This window comes from Microtetraspora glauca (assembly GCF_040656155.1).
Lineage (GTDB): Bacteria > Actinomycetota > Actinomycetes > Streptosporangiales > Streptosporangiaceae > Microtetraspora > Microtetraspora glauca.
In genome coordinates this window covers 37243-52906 of the sequence record NZ_JBFALK010000027.1, presented here as the reverse complement: position 1 = coordinate 52906, position 15664 = coordinate 37243, and the positions used below count along the sequence as shown (strand labels likewise).

10 protein-coding genes are annotated in these 15664 nt (G+C 72.0%); 6 read left to right on the top strand and 4 right to left on the bottom strand.

Annotation, left to right across the window (positions count from 1 at the left end):
* Positions 1-23 precede the first annotated feature (23 nt).
* Entirely contained in the window at positions 24-2081 is a 2058-nt protein-coding gene (locus tag AB0I59_RS36540) for a sensor histidine kinase (protein ID WP_061256395.1), read from the bottom strand.
* Positions 2082-2093: 12 nt separating this feature from the next.
* On the bottom strand, positions 2094-3314 hold the full coding sequence (locus tag AB0I59_RS36535; RefSeq protein WP_358140409.1) for an MDR family MFS transporter: 1221 nt from the start codon (positions 3312-3314) through the stop codon (positions 2094-2096).
* 67 nt (positions 3315-3381) lie between these two features.
* Here AB0I59_RS36535 and AB0I59_RS36530 point away from each other — a divergent pair, with 67 nt between their 5' ends.
* On the top strand, positions 3382-4398 hold the full coding sequence (locus AB0I59_RS36530) for an ArsR/SmtB family transcription factor (protein ID WP_358140406.1): 1017 nt from the start codon (positions 3382-3384) through the stop codon (positions 4396-4398).
* Here AB0I59_RS36530 and AB0I59_RS36525 read toward each other — a convergent pair.
* Positions 4353-6365 carry a sensor histidine kinase gene (locus AB0I59_RS36525; protein WP_358140403.1) on the bottom strand — a complete coding sequence of 671 codons (2013 nt, stop codon included), beginning with the start codon at positions 6363-6365 and terminating at the stop codon, positions 4353-4355. The genes AB0I59_RS36530 and AB0I59_RS36525 overlap by 46 nt on opposite strands.
* Positions 6366-6597: 232 nt before the next feature.
* Here AB0I59_RS36525 and AB0I59_RS36520 point away from each other — a divergent pair, with 232 nt between their 5' ends.
* Together AB0I59_RS36520 and AB0I59_RS36515 are read left to right on the top strand one after the other, a co-directional pair.
* Complete coding sequence (locus AB0I59_RS36520; protein WP_082776950.1) at positions 6598-7959, top strand: glutamine synthetase family protein; 1362 nt, start codon at positions 6598-6600, stop codon at positions 7957-7959.
* A gap of 225 nt (positions 7960-8184) precedes the next feature.
* The gene (locus AB0I59_RS36515) at positions 8185-8946 is read left to right on the top strand and encodes a hypothetical protein (protein ID WP_061256403.1); all 762 of its coding nucleotides are present in this window, start codon (positions 8185-8187) and stop codon (positions 8944-8946) included.
* A 123-nt stretch (positions 8947-9069) separates the two neighbouring features.
* On the opposite strand, the gene AB0I59_RS36510 is transcribed toward AB0I59_RS36515, so the two are convergent.
* Positions 9070-9930 carry an alpha/beta hydrolase gene (locus tag AB0I59_RS36510; RefSeq protein WP_358140399.1) on the bottom strand — a complete coding sequence of 287 codons (861 nt, stop codon included), beginning with the start codon at positions 9928-9930 and terminating at the stop codon, positions 9070-9072.
* Between the two features lie 119 nt (positions 9931-10049).
* On the opposite strand from AB0I59_RS36510, the gene AB0I59_RS36505 reads away from it, so the two are divergent.
* The 3 genes from AB0I59_RS36505 (at position 10050) to AB0I59_RS36495 (ending at position 15629) form a co-directional block, all read left to right on the top strand.
* On the top strand, positions 10050-10772 hold the full coding sequence (locus AB0I59_RS36505) for a type 1 glutamine amidotransferase (protein ID WP_358140396.1): 723 nt from the start codon (positions 10050-10052) through the stop codon (positions 10770-10772).
* A gap of 196 nt (positions 10773-10968) precedes the next feature.
* Complete coding sequence (locus tag AB0I59_RS36500; protein WP_358140498.1) at positions 10969-13965, top strand: bifunctional [glutamine synthetase] adenylyltransferase/[glutamine synthetase]-adenylyl-L-tyrosine phosphorylase; 2997 nt, start codon at positions 10969-10971, stop codon at positions 13963-13965.
* 194 nt (positions 13966-14159) lie between these two features.
* On the top strand, positions 14160-15629 hold the full coding sequence (locus AB0I59_RS36495; protein ID WP_358140393.1) for a hypothetical protein: 1470 nt from the start codon (positions 14160-14162) through the stop codon (positions 15627-15629).
* Positions 15630-15664: the final 35 nt, after the last annotated feature.

The window sequence follows — 15664 nt, the reverse complement described above, 5'->3', positions numbered from 1 at the left end:
GATCCCTCCCAAAGGACGGACCGTTAACGGAGCCCGGCCCGGCCGGATCCCCGGTGGTGTCCGGCGAGCGACTCCGGCTGATCCCCGGAAGGCGGTTCGCCGAGGGCGGCCGTCAGGGGGAACCTGGCCTCGACGACGGTCCCACCCTCGGGGACGGCGACGATGAGGCAGCTTCCGCCCAGCTCCGCGGCGCGTTCCCGCATGGAGGACGTGCCGACTCCGGCCCGCCTGCCCTCGGGCAGGCCGATCCCGTCGTCGGTGACGCAGACCCGCAGGTCGGCGGCGTCCCGGCGCAGGGTCACCCGCACCCGGGTGGCCTCGGCGTGCCTGCGGACGTTGGTCAGCGCCTCCTGGACGACGCGGTACGCGGCCACCTCGACGGCGGCGGGCAGTCCGGTCGTCTCTCCCTCGATCACGACCTCCGCCGCGGGCGGCCCCTCCTCCGCCAGGGCGCGTACGGCTCCTGCCAGCCCGAGGTCGTCGAGCGCCGGGGGCCGCAGGCCGTACACGAGCTCGCGGATGTCGCTGGTGACGGCCTCCATGCCGGTGCGCAGGTCGCGCAGCAGGTCGTCGGCCGTCGCGGGGGAACGCTTGAGGCTGAGCCGTGCCATGTTGATGGTCATCGCCATGCCGGACAGGGTCTGCCCGAGCCCGTCGTGCAGGTCCCGGCGGAGGCGGCGGCGCTCCTCCTCGCGGGTGGCGAGGATCCGCTCCCGGGACCTCTGGAGGTCGGCGGCCATCCGTACGGCGTGGGCGACGTCGGCGACGTGGGGGAGCAACGTGGCGATCACCCGCTCGTCGTGGGCGGCGGCGAACCGCCGCGCTCCCGGCTCGCCGATGAGGAGGCGGCCCACCGGCTCGCCGTGCCACACGAGGGAGATCTCCCGGGGGGTGCCGCCCACGTCACCGCTCTCGACGTAGCCGGGCCGTCCGTCGGTCACCTCGACGGCGGCGCCGTCGACGGCCAGGCCATCCCTGACGACCGCGACGACGGCGGCCAGCGCGTCGGCGGGGTCGGCCCGGCGGACCTCCTGGGTGAGGCGGTCGGTGAGCACCCGGGGGTCGCCGACCCGACCGTAGAGCATCCGGTCGACCGCGCGTTGGAGGGCGCGGCGCAGCGGCTGGAAGAACGCGCCGGAGAACAGTGCCGCCGCCAGTCCGGCGACCTGGTGGAATCCCGACGCGAGCAGGCTGGACAGCCCGCTCACCCCGAAGTAGACACCGCTGACCACGGCCAGCACGCCCGCCGCGACGAAGGTCCTGCTGATCACGGTGTCGATGCCGTACAGGCGGTAGCGCAGCGCGGAGAAAAGGATCGCGAGGGGGATGATCGCGGTCCACGCCGAGGCGAGCACCACCGTGGACTCGCCGGCCAGGTAGAAGGCGACGTACCCGGCGAAGGCGACCAGCGGCCAGGCGATCTGGCGGCGGGTGACCGGGTCGGCGCGACGCAGCCGCACCACGAGGGACAGCAGCGCGGCCACCACGCACACCTGGATCGCGTAGAGCAGGACCTGCAGGACCAGGTCGTAGTAAGGCGCGAGCGCCTCGATCGCCAGGGCGTTCGGGATGACGACGGGCCACGCGTAGGTCGCGGGATCCGGCGTGGGCCGCACGACGATCAGCACGATCTCCGCGACGGTCGCCACGACGCCGGCCACGACCACCGGCCGCCAGCGGCGCGAGGGGAGCCGGCCGGTCGGCGAATAGAGGGGGAGCACGATCGCCAGCAGGAAGCCCGCGACGGCCCAGAACGCCACGTCGATCCAGCGGAGGACCCCGGCGACGGCGAACTCGCCCCACGCGGCGTAACGGAGCATCAGCGCCGCGAAGATCACATTGCCCGCGCCGAGGAGCCCACCGACACACATCAGCCAGGCGAGGCTCAATCGCGGACGCTGCCACACCAGGAAGGCGCCGACGAGTGGAAAGGCGAGGCCGACGCCGAGATCCGGGGACACCATCACCGGAGACCGCCACTCCGGAGGCAGCCGGAGTTGGACCAGCAGGCCGAACGACGTCAGGGCGAGTGCCGTAGCCGCCATGACGCTCGCGACCGTCCGGCCCCGTCGTTCGTCCATGCTGAATGAAAATTATGTCGGCATAAGTCGCTCATTGCCAGCGCGCCGACGGATCGCCGGGGCGAGGGCCATCATTCCGGCCGCGGCGAGGACGCCCAGCCCGCCGCAGGTGATCCACAGGATCGGCGCTCCGAGGGCGAGCAGCCGGGTGCCGACCAGCGGCGCGAGCATGGACGCGACCGACCACGCGAAGCCGTTCAGCCCGGCATAGCGGCCCCTCAGATGAGCGGGCGCCAGGGCGGCGACGATCGTGCCGGGAATGCCCGCGAGGACGATCTCGCCGAGGGTCCAGACGCCGACCGCCGTCCCGTGGCCGAGCGGCGACGACATCAGCGCGGTGAGCGCGAAACCGGCGCCTACGACCGCGAAGCCGACGGCCAGCACGAGGCTCGGGTCACGGCGGGCCAGCCATGCGGTCGTCAGCGGCTGCACGAACACGATGAGCACGCCGTTGACCGCCATCGCGCCGCCGTACGCGCTGGTGGGGAGGCCCTGACCGGTCATCGCGAGCGGCAGCGTGGTGAACGCCTGGAGGTAGACGAACGCGTACGCCAGGTTGATCAGCGTGAACCCGACCATCAGCCGGTCGCGCAGCACGTCGCCGAAGCCGCCGGGAGGGTTCTCCCCCTTGTCCGGCCGGGTCTCGGGGATCGCCCGCCACACCATGGCCCCGAAGACCGCGCAGGTGATCGCGTCGACCCAGAACAGGGTGGTGAACCCGCTCTTGGCCAGCCAGCCGCCCGCGACCATCGCGAAGGAGAAGCCCAGGTTGAGCGCCCAGTAGATCAGGCCGTACGCCCTGGGCCGGTCCTCGGGGGAGACCAGGTCGGCGACGAGGGCCTGTGAGGCGGGACGGTAGGCGTCGATCACCACGCCGAGCACGAACATCCCGGCCACGATCCCCGGGACGCTCGTCGTGTATCCGAGAGCGAGCATCGCGACCGCCGTCATCACCATGGCGCCGGTCAGCGTCACGCGCCGGCCGAAGCGGTCGGCCATCCAGCCCGCGACCGGCTGCGAGGCCAGCGACCCCGCGCCGAACACGGTCAGCACCAGGCCGGTCGTGGCCAGCGACATGCCCCGCGACTGCGTCAGGTAGACGCCGATGAACGGCTCCACCATCGTGCCGAGCCGGTTGACGAAGGTGCCGCCGAAGAGGACCCAGAACGGGCCGGGGAGGCCCCCGACCCGTGATCGGAGGAAACCTGCCTTGGCGATGGTCGTGCTTGTCACCGGGCAAGCGTCGGACATGTGTTCGGTACTATGCGAATGCTTTAGCCCTGGCTAAAACAATCCCCGCATGGGCGCCTCGGGGAGCCGCTGGGGTGGGCCGACGCCGGAAGGGGGAGCGGACGTGCCGGTCGAGTGGAGGTTCGCCGCGGGAGACGTGGCCCGGATGCGGTTCGCGTTCTCGCCCCTGTGGGAGCTGGTGTCGAGCCTGCGCGTGCTGCGCGATCCCGCCGCCCACTCGGTCCACCTGCCGTGGCTGCGCGCCGTACGGCCCCGCCTGGCCGGGCTGGACCTCACCGAGCTGTTCGCGCTCGTCCCCGTGCGGGGCTATCTGCCCGACTTCCTGACGCCGCCGCCGGACACGCCGCTCCCGGACTTCGCCGCTGAGCTGGACAGGGTACGGCGCACGCCGCCCGAGACGGCAGTGGAGGAGCTGGCCTGCGTGCGGTCCGCCGACCCGGAGGCGCTCCAGCGGTTCGGGACGGATCCGGAGGCCGGCATCCGGCGGGTGGCCGACACGCTGCGTGCCTACTGGAAACTGGTCTTCGAGGAGTTCTGGCCGAAGGTCTACGGCCTGCTGGAGGCGGACGTCATGTGGCGCTCGCGCATCCTCGCCACCGGGGGAGTGCGTGAGCTCTTCGCCGACCTGCACGAGTCCGTCACCTGGCACGGCGACCGGCTCGTCGCGATGAGGGACTGCGACTATTCGGGGCCGATCAACGGTGACGGCCTGCTGCTCGTGCCCAGCGCGTTCCACTGGCCCGACACCGCGATCATGTTCGAGCCCTACCAGCCGCTGCTCTGCTATCCCGCCCGGGGCGTCGGCACCCTGTGGACGTCGGGGCGGCCGTGCACCTCCGGAGGGCTCGGCGCGCTCATCGGCCGGACCCGGGCCGGCATCCTCACCGCGCTGGAGGAACCGGCCTCGACCTCCGCGCTGGCCCGCCGGATGGAGCTCACGCCGGGCGCGGTGAGCCAGCACCTCTCCGTGTTGTCCGGCGGCGGCCTCGTCACCCGGCGGCGGATGGGCAGGGAGGTGCTCTACCGGCGCACACCCATCGGAGACGCCCTGGTGAGCAGCGCCTGACGATCGACGGGAAGCCGGGCGGTCACGGTGGTGCCCCGCCCCGGCTCCGAGGTCACGGCGCAGGTTCCGCCCAGCTCGGCGGCGCGCTCCATCATCGACGACATGCCCACGCCCGACCGCCGGTCCCGGGGCAGTCCCACGCCGTCGTCCGCGACCACCACGCGCAGTTCGCCGTCGCGGCGCAGCGAAACCCGCACCCGTTCGGCGCTCGCGTGCTTGCGTACGTTCGTCAGCGCCTCCTGCACGATCCGGTAGGCCGCCACCTCCGCAGCGGCCGGCAGCCCCGTGAGATCCCCCTCGACCTCGACGTCCGCCGCCAGGCCGGGGCCCGCCGCCTCCGCCAGCGCCCGTACGGCTCCCGCCAGCCCGAGGTCGTCGAGCGCCGGGGGCCGCAGGCCGTACACCAGTTCCCGGATGTCGGCGGTGACCATGTCCATGCCGGCGCGCAGCTCGCACAGCAGGGAGTCGGCGCCCTCCGGCGAGGTCCGCAGGGTGAGCCTGGCCATGTTGATGGTCATCGCCATCGACGTGAGCGTCTGGCCGAGGCCGTCGTGCAGGTCCCGGCGCAGCCGCCGGCGCTCCTCCTCACGTGCGGTCAGGATGCGCTCCCGGGACCGGCGGAGCGCCGTGGTCAGGCGCATCGCGTGCGCGGCGTCGGCGACGTACGGCGTCAGCACCGCGATCACCCGCTCGTCGTGGGCGGCGGGGAAGCGGCGCCTGCCCGGCGGGCCGACCAGCATCAGGCCCACCGGCTCGCCGTGCCAGACCAGCGGGATCTCCCTGGCCACCCGGCCGGACTCGCCCGAGGTCGTGGTGGTCCCGTCGATCTCCACCGCGATCCCGGTGACCGACAGGCCCTCCCTGAGGACGTCCAGGCAGGCGAGCAGGCCGTGCGCGGGGTCGGCCTGCTGGAGCCGCCGCCGCAGCTCGGCGGCCAGCGTCATCGGGTCGCCGCGCGAGCCGTACAGCATGCGGTCGGCCAGGCGCTGGAGACCGTGCCTGAGCGGGTGGAAGAACGTCCCGGCGAACAGCGCGGCGGCCAGCCCGGCCAGCCGGTCCACCTCGGACAGGAACAGGCTGGAGGCGGCGCTCGCCAGCATGTACACGCCGGCCACGACGCCGACCAGTCCGGCGCCGACGAGGGCGCGGCTGATCAGGGTGTCGATGCCGTACAGGCGGTAGCGCAGGACGGCGACGGCGATGGCGGCGGGCACCAGCGGGATGGTGAACGAGGCCGTCCACCAGATCGGATCGCCGACCAGCCAGGGGACGATGAGGCCGGTGAAGGCCGCCAGCGGCCAGAGGATCTGGCGGCGCTCGGCCGGGCCGGCCCGCCGGAACCGCACGGCCAGTGACGCGAGGGCCATCCCCATCCCGGCCGTCACCGCGCCGTCCAGCACCCGGGCGACCACCTCGTGGTACGGCGCGAACGCGGCCACCGCCCACGGGTTGTGCCCGGTCAGCGGGGTCGCGGGGCCGATCAGGTCACACACCCATCCGAGGACGAGGGCGGCCGCGGCGAACCCTCCGGGGACGCACCAGCGCTTCGACAGGATGCGGCCGGTCGGGTAGAGCAGCGGCAGCAGGACCCCCAGCGCGTACGTCGTCAGGCACCAGACCGCGTGCGCGAAGAGCACGATCGCGGGGACCGACGGATGCCCGCCGTTCTGGACGATCAGGGCCGCGACGTTGAGGCTGAGGATGTTGACGGCGGCGCCGAGTCCTCCGAGGCAGAGCAGCCAGCCGAGCACGAGCCGCGGCCTGGCGATCACCAGCAACGCCCCGAACAGCGGGAACGCGGTGCCCGCCATGTCCTCGGGCGCGAACGGCAGCGGCGTGTAGGACGGCCGCGGGAGCCGCGCGGTCACCCAGATGTCGGTCAGTTCGAGGCAGACCGACACGACGGCGATCGTGACCGCCGTGGCCCTGGCCCACGATTCGGGCACCCGCATGTACCGGGACGCCACGTTCCCGTGGTCTCCGGTGTCAGGTTCGTCACTTACGGGCTCCCCTGCCCCTGGCTCGCGCACGGCCACCGCCCTTCAACCGGCACGTTGATCACCGGCACCGTAACGGCCGCGGATCGCCTCCGAATGAATGACCGATCAACGGCGGTGTCCCGTTCCCTCGTAATGCAGGCGAAACACGCAGGGGGCACACTGGTACGAGACCAGACGTGTAGTTTCCGAGGGGTACGCCGTGGACCGCCAGCAGGAATTTGTGCTCCGCACGCTCGAAGAGCGCGACATCCGGTTCATCCGGCTGTGGTTCACGGACGTGCTCGGCTTCCTCAAGTCGGTGGCGATAGCGCCCGCCGAGCTCGAAGGGGCCTTCGCCGAGGGCATCGGGTTCGACGGGTCGGCGATCGAGGGCTTCTCGCGCGTCTACGAGTCCGACATGCTGGCCAAGCCGGACCCGTCCACCTTCCAGATCCTGCCGTGGCGCAGCGAGTCGCCGGGGGCGGCCCGCATGTTCTGCGACATCCTCATGCCGGACGGGTCGCCGTCGCACGCCGACCCCCGCTGGGTGCTCAAGCGCACGCTGGCCAAGGCCGCGGACATGGGGTTCACCTTCTACACCCACCCCGAGGTGGAGTTCTTCCTGCTGCGCGACCGGCCCGAGCGCGGGGAGCGGCCCATGCCGGTGGACGAGGGCGGCTACTTCGACCACACGCCGCACAGCGCGGGCCACGACTTCCGCCGCAACGCGATCATGATGCTGGAGTCGATGGGCATCTCGGTGGAGTACAGCCACCACGAGGGGGCTCCCGGCCAGCAGGAGATCGACCTGCGGTACGCCGACGCGCTGACGACGGCCGACAACATCATGACCTTCCGCCTGGTGATGAAGGAGGTCGCCCTGGAGCAGGGCGTCTGGGCGTCCTTCATGCCCAAGCCCTTCACCGAGTACCCCGGCTCCGGCATGCACACCCACATGTCGCTGTTCGAGGGCGACAGGAACGCCTTCTACGAGCCGGGCGCCGACTACCAGCTCTCCAAGGTCGGCCGGTCCTTCATCGGCGGCCTGCTCAGGCACGCCGCCGAGATCACCGCGGTGTGCAACCAGTGGGTCAACTCGTACAAGCGGCTGTGGGGCGGCGCCGAGGCGATCGCCGGAGCGGGCGGCGAGGCGCCCTCCTACATCTGCTGGGGCCACAACAACCGGTCCGCGCTGGTCCGCGTCCCGATGTACAAGCCGCACAAGGGCGGATCGACCCGCATCGAGTTCCGGTCGCTGGACTCCTCGTGCAACCCCTACCTCGCCTTCGCGGTGATCCTCGCCGCCGGGCTCAAGGGCATCGAGCAGGGGTACGACATGCCGCCCGGCGCGGAGGACGACGTCTGGGCGCTGACCAGCGGGGAGCGCAGGGCGCTCGGCATCCAGCCGCTGCCGCAGTCGCTGGACGAGGCGATCTCGGTGATGGAGCACAGCGAGCTCGTGGCCGAGACGCTGGGAGAGCACGTCTTCGACTTCTTCCTCCGCAACAAGCGGAGCGAGTGGAGCGAGTACCGCCGCCAGGTCACCGAGTTCGAACTCGGACGGTACCTCCCGATCCTCTGACGGCCGTCCGGCGTCGTCACCTCGTCACCTCGTAACCTCGTTACCTCGCGTCACGATCCGGTCAGCGCGATGGGTCCGTCGCGTCATCGTTCCGTTACGCACGGCCAACATGGCCGACATCCGGGTCTGTTTAACTTCTCTTAATCGGAGAAGCGTAAAATCGGATAGTTGGTTACGACCGATGCGGATGGGCCGTAATTGGTACGTAACGTTGGAGGGTGTTGCATGACGACGGCTGCCGGGCTGCAGACCGTTCTGACCGTTCCGGAGCGATTCCGGGGCCCCGAGGGAACAGCCAACGGCGGCTGGATCTCGGGAACGCTGGCCGGTCTTCTGACCGGCGCGTGTCATGACTCGGCCGTCGAGGTCACCCTCCATAGACCGGTGCCGCTGGAGACGGAGCTCGGTGTCGCGCACGTGGGCAACACCCTCGCCCTCGGCGACGCCGAGCGGCATCTCGCCGAGGCCATTCCGGTCGCCGAGCACCTGACGCCGCCGCCGTTCGTGCCGTTCACCGACGCCGCGCGGGCCGAGGCGGGCTTCGCCGGTCTGCGCGGGCACGCCATCGCCGGATGCTTCGCCTGCGGGCTGCGCGAGCCGGGCGACGGCCTGCGCATCTTCCCCGGCCCGGTCCCGGAGACCGGCGCCGTCGCCGCCGGTTGGCGGGTCCCGGTCAACGTGACCGACGAGGACGGCGTCGTACCCGACTCGATCATCTGGTCCGCCCTCGACTGCGTGACCTTCTGGGCGCACTTCGGCGGGCCGGACGCGTCGCCGGACGACCACCCCCAGCCGGGCCAGTCCGCCCTCCTCGGCCGCCTGACCGCGCAGGTCTACCGCCGGGTCTACCCCCTCGGCAGGTACTCGGTGGTGGGCCGGGTCTCGGGCCGCGAGGGGCGCAAGCTCTTCGGCGAGAGCGCGGTCTACGAGGTCGACGGCACCCTGGTCGCCGCCGCCAAGGCCACCTGGATCGTTCCGCGCGCCTGAGCCGGTGACATCCGGCCCGACGAGCGTCCGGCGGCCCGTGGTCCCCGCGAGAGCGGGTGAGACCACGGGCCGCCGTCCGTTTCCCGGGCGGGCCTTCCCGAGGGTGGTCCGCCCGAACGGTGGTCAGCCGGTGGTCAGCCGGTCCACGACGGTACGGACGCAGCGGCCGTCGAAGACGATCGTGTAGTGGTTGCAGTCCTCGACGACCTCGTCCTTGAGATCGGGGAGCCGGCCGGTCCAGTGCGCGGCGAGATCGTCGGGGAGCATCCCGACCTCCTGGTTCAGCAGGCCGCGCGGCGCCCGCAGCAGGCTGAGCGGCACCGTGATGCTCTCCAGCGCCGCGCCGACCTCGTCCGCGCCGGTCAGCAGCCACCGGCCGTCCTGCCGTACGGCGTCCTCCTGGGCGCGGGACCTGATGGCGTCGGACGGGCCGGTCGCGTCGTACCGTACGTACTCCTCCACGAGGGGAGACCAGCCTCCGGCGAACGCCGGGTGGACCTTGAAGAAACCGATGTAGTCGTCCACGCTCGGATAGGTCTGGCTCAACCGCGCGATGGCGGGGCCGAGTGTGAGTTCCAGCACCGCGTCCGGGTCGGCCCCCGGCGGCATCGGCAGCGGAAGCCCGCCGTCGATCAGGACCACCCTGGAGTAGTCGCGCCTCGCGCCGTGCAGGGCGGCGACGTACGCGCCCATCGAGTGGCCGGTGAGCACCGCGGTGTCGTCCGCGCCGACGTGCTCGGCGACGAGGTCCAGGTCCTCCGCGTGCCGCGGCAGGCCGTACGGGCCGGGGACGTCCGCGCTGTGGCCGCGCCCGCGCAGGTCGACGGCGACCAGCGACCATCCGGCCGGGAGCGCCTCGCCCACCGCGCGCCAGGCCATGAGAGAGGCGGTGATGCCGTGCGCCGCGATGATCTGGCGCGGTCCCTCGCCGAACGTGGCGATCCGCAGCTTTCCACCCGGTACCGCGACCTCGTCGAACCGCATCGGCTCCTCCAGCAATGAAAGATCTTTCTGGCACTGTTTCCGGCACTGTACGGCAGCGACACCACAAAAGGTACGTCCAGTGACAGACGTGTAATTTCTCCCCCCTTATGCTCGTCGGCATGAGCGAACGTGTCGTCGTGATCGAGCATGAGGTCGGCGCGGGCCTGGGATTCTTCGCAGGCTGGCTGGAGGACGCGGGGATCGGATACGAGATCGTCCGGCCCCACAGGGGAGAGGCCGTCCCCACGGACCCTGGAGCCGGGCTGGTCGTGCTCGGCGGATCACCGTCGGCGTGGGACGACGAGGGGTGCGCCTGGCTGCCGGACGTCCGGCACCTGATCGCCGGAGCGGTGGAGAGCGGCGTCCCGACGCTGGGCATCTGCCTCGGCGCGCAGCTCATGACCATCGCGTGCGGCGGCACGGTCGAGCGCGGAGCGGACGGCCTGGAGATCGGGCTCTGCTCCATCGAGCTGCTCCCCGAGGCGGCGGGTGACCGGCTGTTCGGCCCGGTCGCGGAGGCGATGCCGGAGCCGGAGGCCGTGCAGTACCACTACGACGCGATGACCGAGCTTCCCCCCGGCGCGGTACGGCTCGCGACGGGATCGCCCTACCCCAACCAGGCGTACCGGCTCGGCGAATCCGCGTGGGCGGTGCAGTTCCACCCGGAGGCGACGGCGGAGATCTTCATGAGCTGGACCGCCGAGGGTGAGCTGGCCGATCAGGACGTCGCGGAGCTGGACCGCGGCGTGAAGGAGGGCGAGGCGAACCTCCAGGCGGCGTGGCGCCCACTGGCCGAGGGCTTCGCCGCGCTGGTGCGGGAGCGCCTGACGGGAACATCGTGAGGCGGGAGGCCCGCGCCCAAAGCGCGTGATGGCCTGATTACGCAGAGAAACCGCTAAGGACGGCGCACAAGCCCACGGGTTACCGTGTGCGCCGGGGGCGGCGCGCGGTCCGGCGCGCCAGAGCCGATCTTAGCGAGGAGGCTTCTCCCGCCATGTGTACCGTTGCTGGGAAGGCCCGTCCACGATGGCCGATGTGATGATCGACGTCGAGCTGGAAGAAGGCACGGTGAACGCCGACTCCCGGATGCAGACCACCGCGGGGCGCCTGGCCAGGCTCGGATTCGCCGACGGTGCCAGGGCCGAGCGGCTGCTGGACGAGCTCGGCCCGGAGGCGGTCGGCGACCTCGGCCTGCTCGACGACCTGATGGCGACCGCCGACCCCGATCTCGCGCTCACGTCGCTGAGCCGCCTGGTCGAGCGTGACCCGAGCGTCCTCGGCGCGTTCCGGGCCGATCCGGCGCTGCGCGCAAGGCTGCTCCGCGTCTTCGGCCTGAGCGCCGCCCTCGGTGACCACGTCGTCCGGCACCCGGAGCACCTGCGGCTCCTGGAGAACACCCCCGAGAGCCCGGACCGGCCCACCGACCGCGAACTGCGGGAGGAACTGTCGGCCGCGGTCTCCCCGTTCCCGCACGACCACCGGGCCGCGATCGAGGCGCTCCGCGTGGCGTACCGGGGCAGGCTGCTGCACCTCGCGGCACGCGACGTGATGAGGGAGTCCTCGTTCGCGGAGACCGCCGCCGAGCTGTCCGACCTGGCCGGCGCGGCGCTCGACGCCGCCCTGACCATCGCGCGCGCCGAGGTCGCCGACGCGGGTGACGTGCGGCTCGCCGTCATCGGGATGGGCAAGTGCGGCGCGAGGGAGCTCAACTACATCTCCGACGTCGATGTGATCTTCGTGGCCGAGCCGGGGGACGGTGCCGACGAGACGAAGGCGCTCCAGATCGCGACCAGGCTGGCCCAGACCATGATGCGGGCCTGCTCGGAGAGCACCCCCGAGGGCTCCCTCTGGGAGGTCGACGCGGGCTTGCGTCCCGAGGGCAGGATGGGCCCGCTGGTCCGTACGCTCGACAGCCACCTGACGTACTACCGCCGATGGGCCAAGACCTGGGAGTTCCAGGCGCTGCTCAAGGCCAGGCCGGTCGCCGGAGACCTGGAGCTCGGCCAGGAGTACGTCGCGGCGGTCAACGAGCTGGTCTGGCAGGCCGCGGCCAGGGACAACTTCGTCGAGGACGTGCAGGCGATGCGCCGCCGGGTGGAGGCCCAGGTCAGAGCCGGTGACGCCGAACGCCAGATCAAGCTCGGGCCCGGCGGCCTGCGCGACATCGAGTTCGCGGTCCAGCTCCTCCAACTCGTGCACGGGCGATCCGACCCGCTGCTGCGTCGCCGGGCCACGCTGTCCGCGCTCGCCGCCCTGTCCAGAGGCGGATATGTCGGACGGGAGGACGCCAAGGCGCTCGCGGAGGCGTACACCTTCCTGCGCCAGGTCGAGCACCTGATCCAGCTCCACCGGCTGCGCCGTACGCACGTCGTGCCGTCGGAGATCGCCGACCTGCGCAGGATCGGGCGCGGTCTCGGGATGACGAGCGATCCCGTCGGAGAGTTCACCACGACGTGGAAGCGGCACGCGCTGGAGGCGCGGCGGCTGCACGAGAAGCTGTTCTACCGGCCCCTCCTCCAGGCCGTCGCGCGCTTGCCCGAGACCGAGACGCGGCTGTCCACCGCGGCGGCCACGGCCCGGCTCGAAGCGCTCGGATACACCGACGCCGAAGGCGCGCTGCGCCACATCGCCGCCCTCACCAGCGGAGTGTCCCGCCGGGCCGCGATCCAGCGCACCCTGCTGCCGGTCATGCTCGGCTGGTTCGCCGACGCCCCGGATCCGGACGCGGGCCTCCTCGGGTTCCGGCAGATCAGTGACAAGCTCGGGGCCACCCCGTGGTACCTGCGGTTGCTGCGCGACGAGACCGCCGTCGCCGAGCGGCTCGCCCGGCTGCTCGGGACCAGCCGCTATGTGACCGGGCTGCTGTTGCACGCGCCCGACGCCGTCGCGATCCTCGGCTCCGACGCCGAGCTCGCCGTACGGCCCGCCGCGGCCCTGGCGGGCGAGGCCGCCGCGGCGGTGGACAGGCACGGCGAGGAGGCGGAGACCGCCGTCGCCGCGGTCCGCGCGCTGCGCCGCAGGGAACTGCTCCGTACGGCGTGCGCGGATCTGTCCGGACTGCTCGACATCGAGCAGGTGGGGCAGGCGCTCTCCGCGCTGAACGACGTGACCATCCAGGCCGCGCTCGACGCCGCGATCAACAAGGTGAGCGTCGAGCGGCGGGAGGCGCCCCCGACCAGGATCGCCGTGATCGCGATGGGCCGGCTGGGCGGCATGGAGAGCTCGTACGCGAGCGACGCCGACGTGATGTTCGTCCACGCGCCGCTGCCGGGAGCCGCCGACCGGGAGGCGACGGACGCGGCCCACGCCGTCGCCGAGGAGCTGCGCAGGCTGCTCGCCCTGCAGGCCCCCGATCCGCCGCTGCTGGTGGACGCCGGGCTGCGTCCCGAGGGAAGGCAGGGGCCGCTGGTCAGGACGATCGCGTCCTACAAGGCGTACTACGACCGCTGGTCGTCCCACTGGGAGGCCCAGGCGCTGCTGCGGGCCCGGTTCTGTGCCGGGGACGCCGCGCTCGGCGCCGAGTTCATCGACATGATCGACCCGGTACGGTACCCCGCCGAGAGCATCCCGGCCGACGCGGTACGGGAGATCCGCAAGCTGAAGGCCCGGATGGAGGCCGAACGGCTGCCGCGCGGCGCCGATCCCGCCCTGCACACCAAGCTGGGCAGGGGCGGGCTCTCCGACGTGGAGTGGGTGGCCCAGCTCATCCAGCTCCGCCACGCGGGAGCCGTACCCGCGCTGCGCACGACGCGGACGCTCGACGCGCTGCGGGCCGCCGTGGCGGAGGGGCTGCTGTCGAGCGAGGACGAGGCCGCCCTCGACCGGGCCTGGCGGTTCGTCTCCCGGATCAGGGACGCCATCATGCTCGTCAGGGGCCGCGCCGGGGACATGATCCCCACGGCCGTCAAGGAGCGGGCGCTGATCGCCCGGGCGCTCGGCTACCCGCCGGACGGTTCCGAGGACTTCATCGAGGACTACCGCCGAGTCACCCGCCGGGCGAGGGCGGTCGCGGAGCGCGTGTTCTACGAGGACTGATCGTCAGGACCGGACCGCGTGATCTTTCTGGTGCGGCAGTGACGCGTGCCGTGATGTGCCGAGTCCGTTGCGCCCCGACGACACGCGGGTGTATCAACAGTCCGGTTGACGTCCTCCCCTTCGTGAAGAGATCGACGTGCACGACCGTTCCGCGTTTCCCCCCGGCCTGAAGGCCTCCGCGCTGTAGATTCCCGGTGATCTCTTTGATCTCGTATTACACCGACCTCGCCCTCGGCCTGGTGCTCGCCTTCCTGTTGCTGTCACTGCTGGTCAGCGGCCTCAACGAGGGCATCGTCCGGCTGCTCGGCATCCGCAGCAAGTTCCTGTGGGCGTACCTGCGCGACACGCTCGACGGCGCGGAGGTCGCGGGCAGGGCCCCGGCGGTGCTCCGGTTCCTGATGCGCGCGCTCGACCGGTTCAAGGGCGTCGGGCGCTGGCTGCGGAACCGCCTGGCCGACCTGCTCCCGCCGTCCGGCACGGGGCGGTCCAGGCTGCCCGCGACCGTGCTCGGGGTGTTCGCCATGCTGCCGTTCGGCCGGGATCCTCGACCGGCCTTCAGCGCCCAGCCCGCGCCGGTGGAGAGCCCGCCGCTCGCGCCCGCTCCCGGCACGGTCGCCGCCGAGGCCGTCGCCGCCGACATGACGGCCGGCATGACGGCGGATCTTACGGCGGACATGACGGCGGCACCGGCCCACGGCCTGTCGGGCCTCGCCGTCGGATCGACGCAGGGGATCGCGACACCGGACATCGCCGGCGTCGGGCTCGCCGATCCGGCGCACGGGCCGGGGCAGGCGGACCCGGAGGAGACCGGACCATCCCCCTCCCCGTCCGCCGACCCGGCTCAGGCGGGGGCACAGGCGGGAGTTCCGGGAGGGACTGAGTCAGGGGCTCAGCCGGTGGTTCCGGCGGGGGAGGGCAAGTCCCTGGCCGAGCTCCTCCACGAGCGGCTGCAGGAGATCGACCATTCGACGCGGGGCAGGACGAACATCGCCCAGATCCCTCCCTCCCGCTTCGCCGTGGCGATGATGGAGATCGCCACCGACATGGGCGGCGTCGAGCGGATGATGCGGGACCTCGACATGCTCAAGAGTCCGCTCTACCGGCCGCTCAAGGCCGTATGGGACCGGGCGTCCCACGACGTCGACGCGTTCCGCAAGGGTGTCGAGGACTGGTTCGACGGCGAGATGGAGCGGCTGACGATCCTCTACCGGAGGTACGTCCGCTGGGTGATCGCCGTGCTCAGCCTCACCGTCACGGTCCTGTTCGGCATGGACGCCCTGGAGTACGGCAAGTCGTTGCTGAACGACAGCGCCTACCGCAGCTCGGTGGCGGCGTTCGCCCAGTCGGGCCCCGACGCGCTGGCACCGTTGAAGGAGCGGTGCGCGGCCGGCCAGGACACGTACTCCTGCGTGACCGAGGTGCTCAGCACGCCGGCGTTCGTGCAGATCTTCACGCACGCGCCGGTCGCGGTCGACATGAGCGCCGACGCCGGACCGGCCTGGACGTGGCGCGGCGGCGACTGGTGGAGCCGGGTGTCGTCCCCCGCCCACTGGCCCGGCTATCTCATCACCCTGATCGCGCTGCTGTTCGGCGCGCCCTTCTGGTGGGACATCCTGCGCCGCGTCACCGGCATCCGCTCCCGCGTCTCCACCCCGGAGAAGTGACCGTCAGCGCGTGAGCAGGCCGGGGAGGGCGGGCA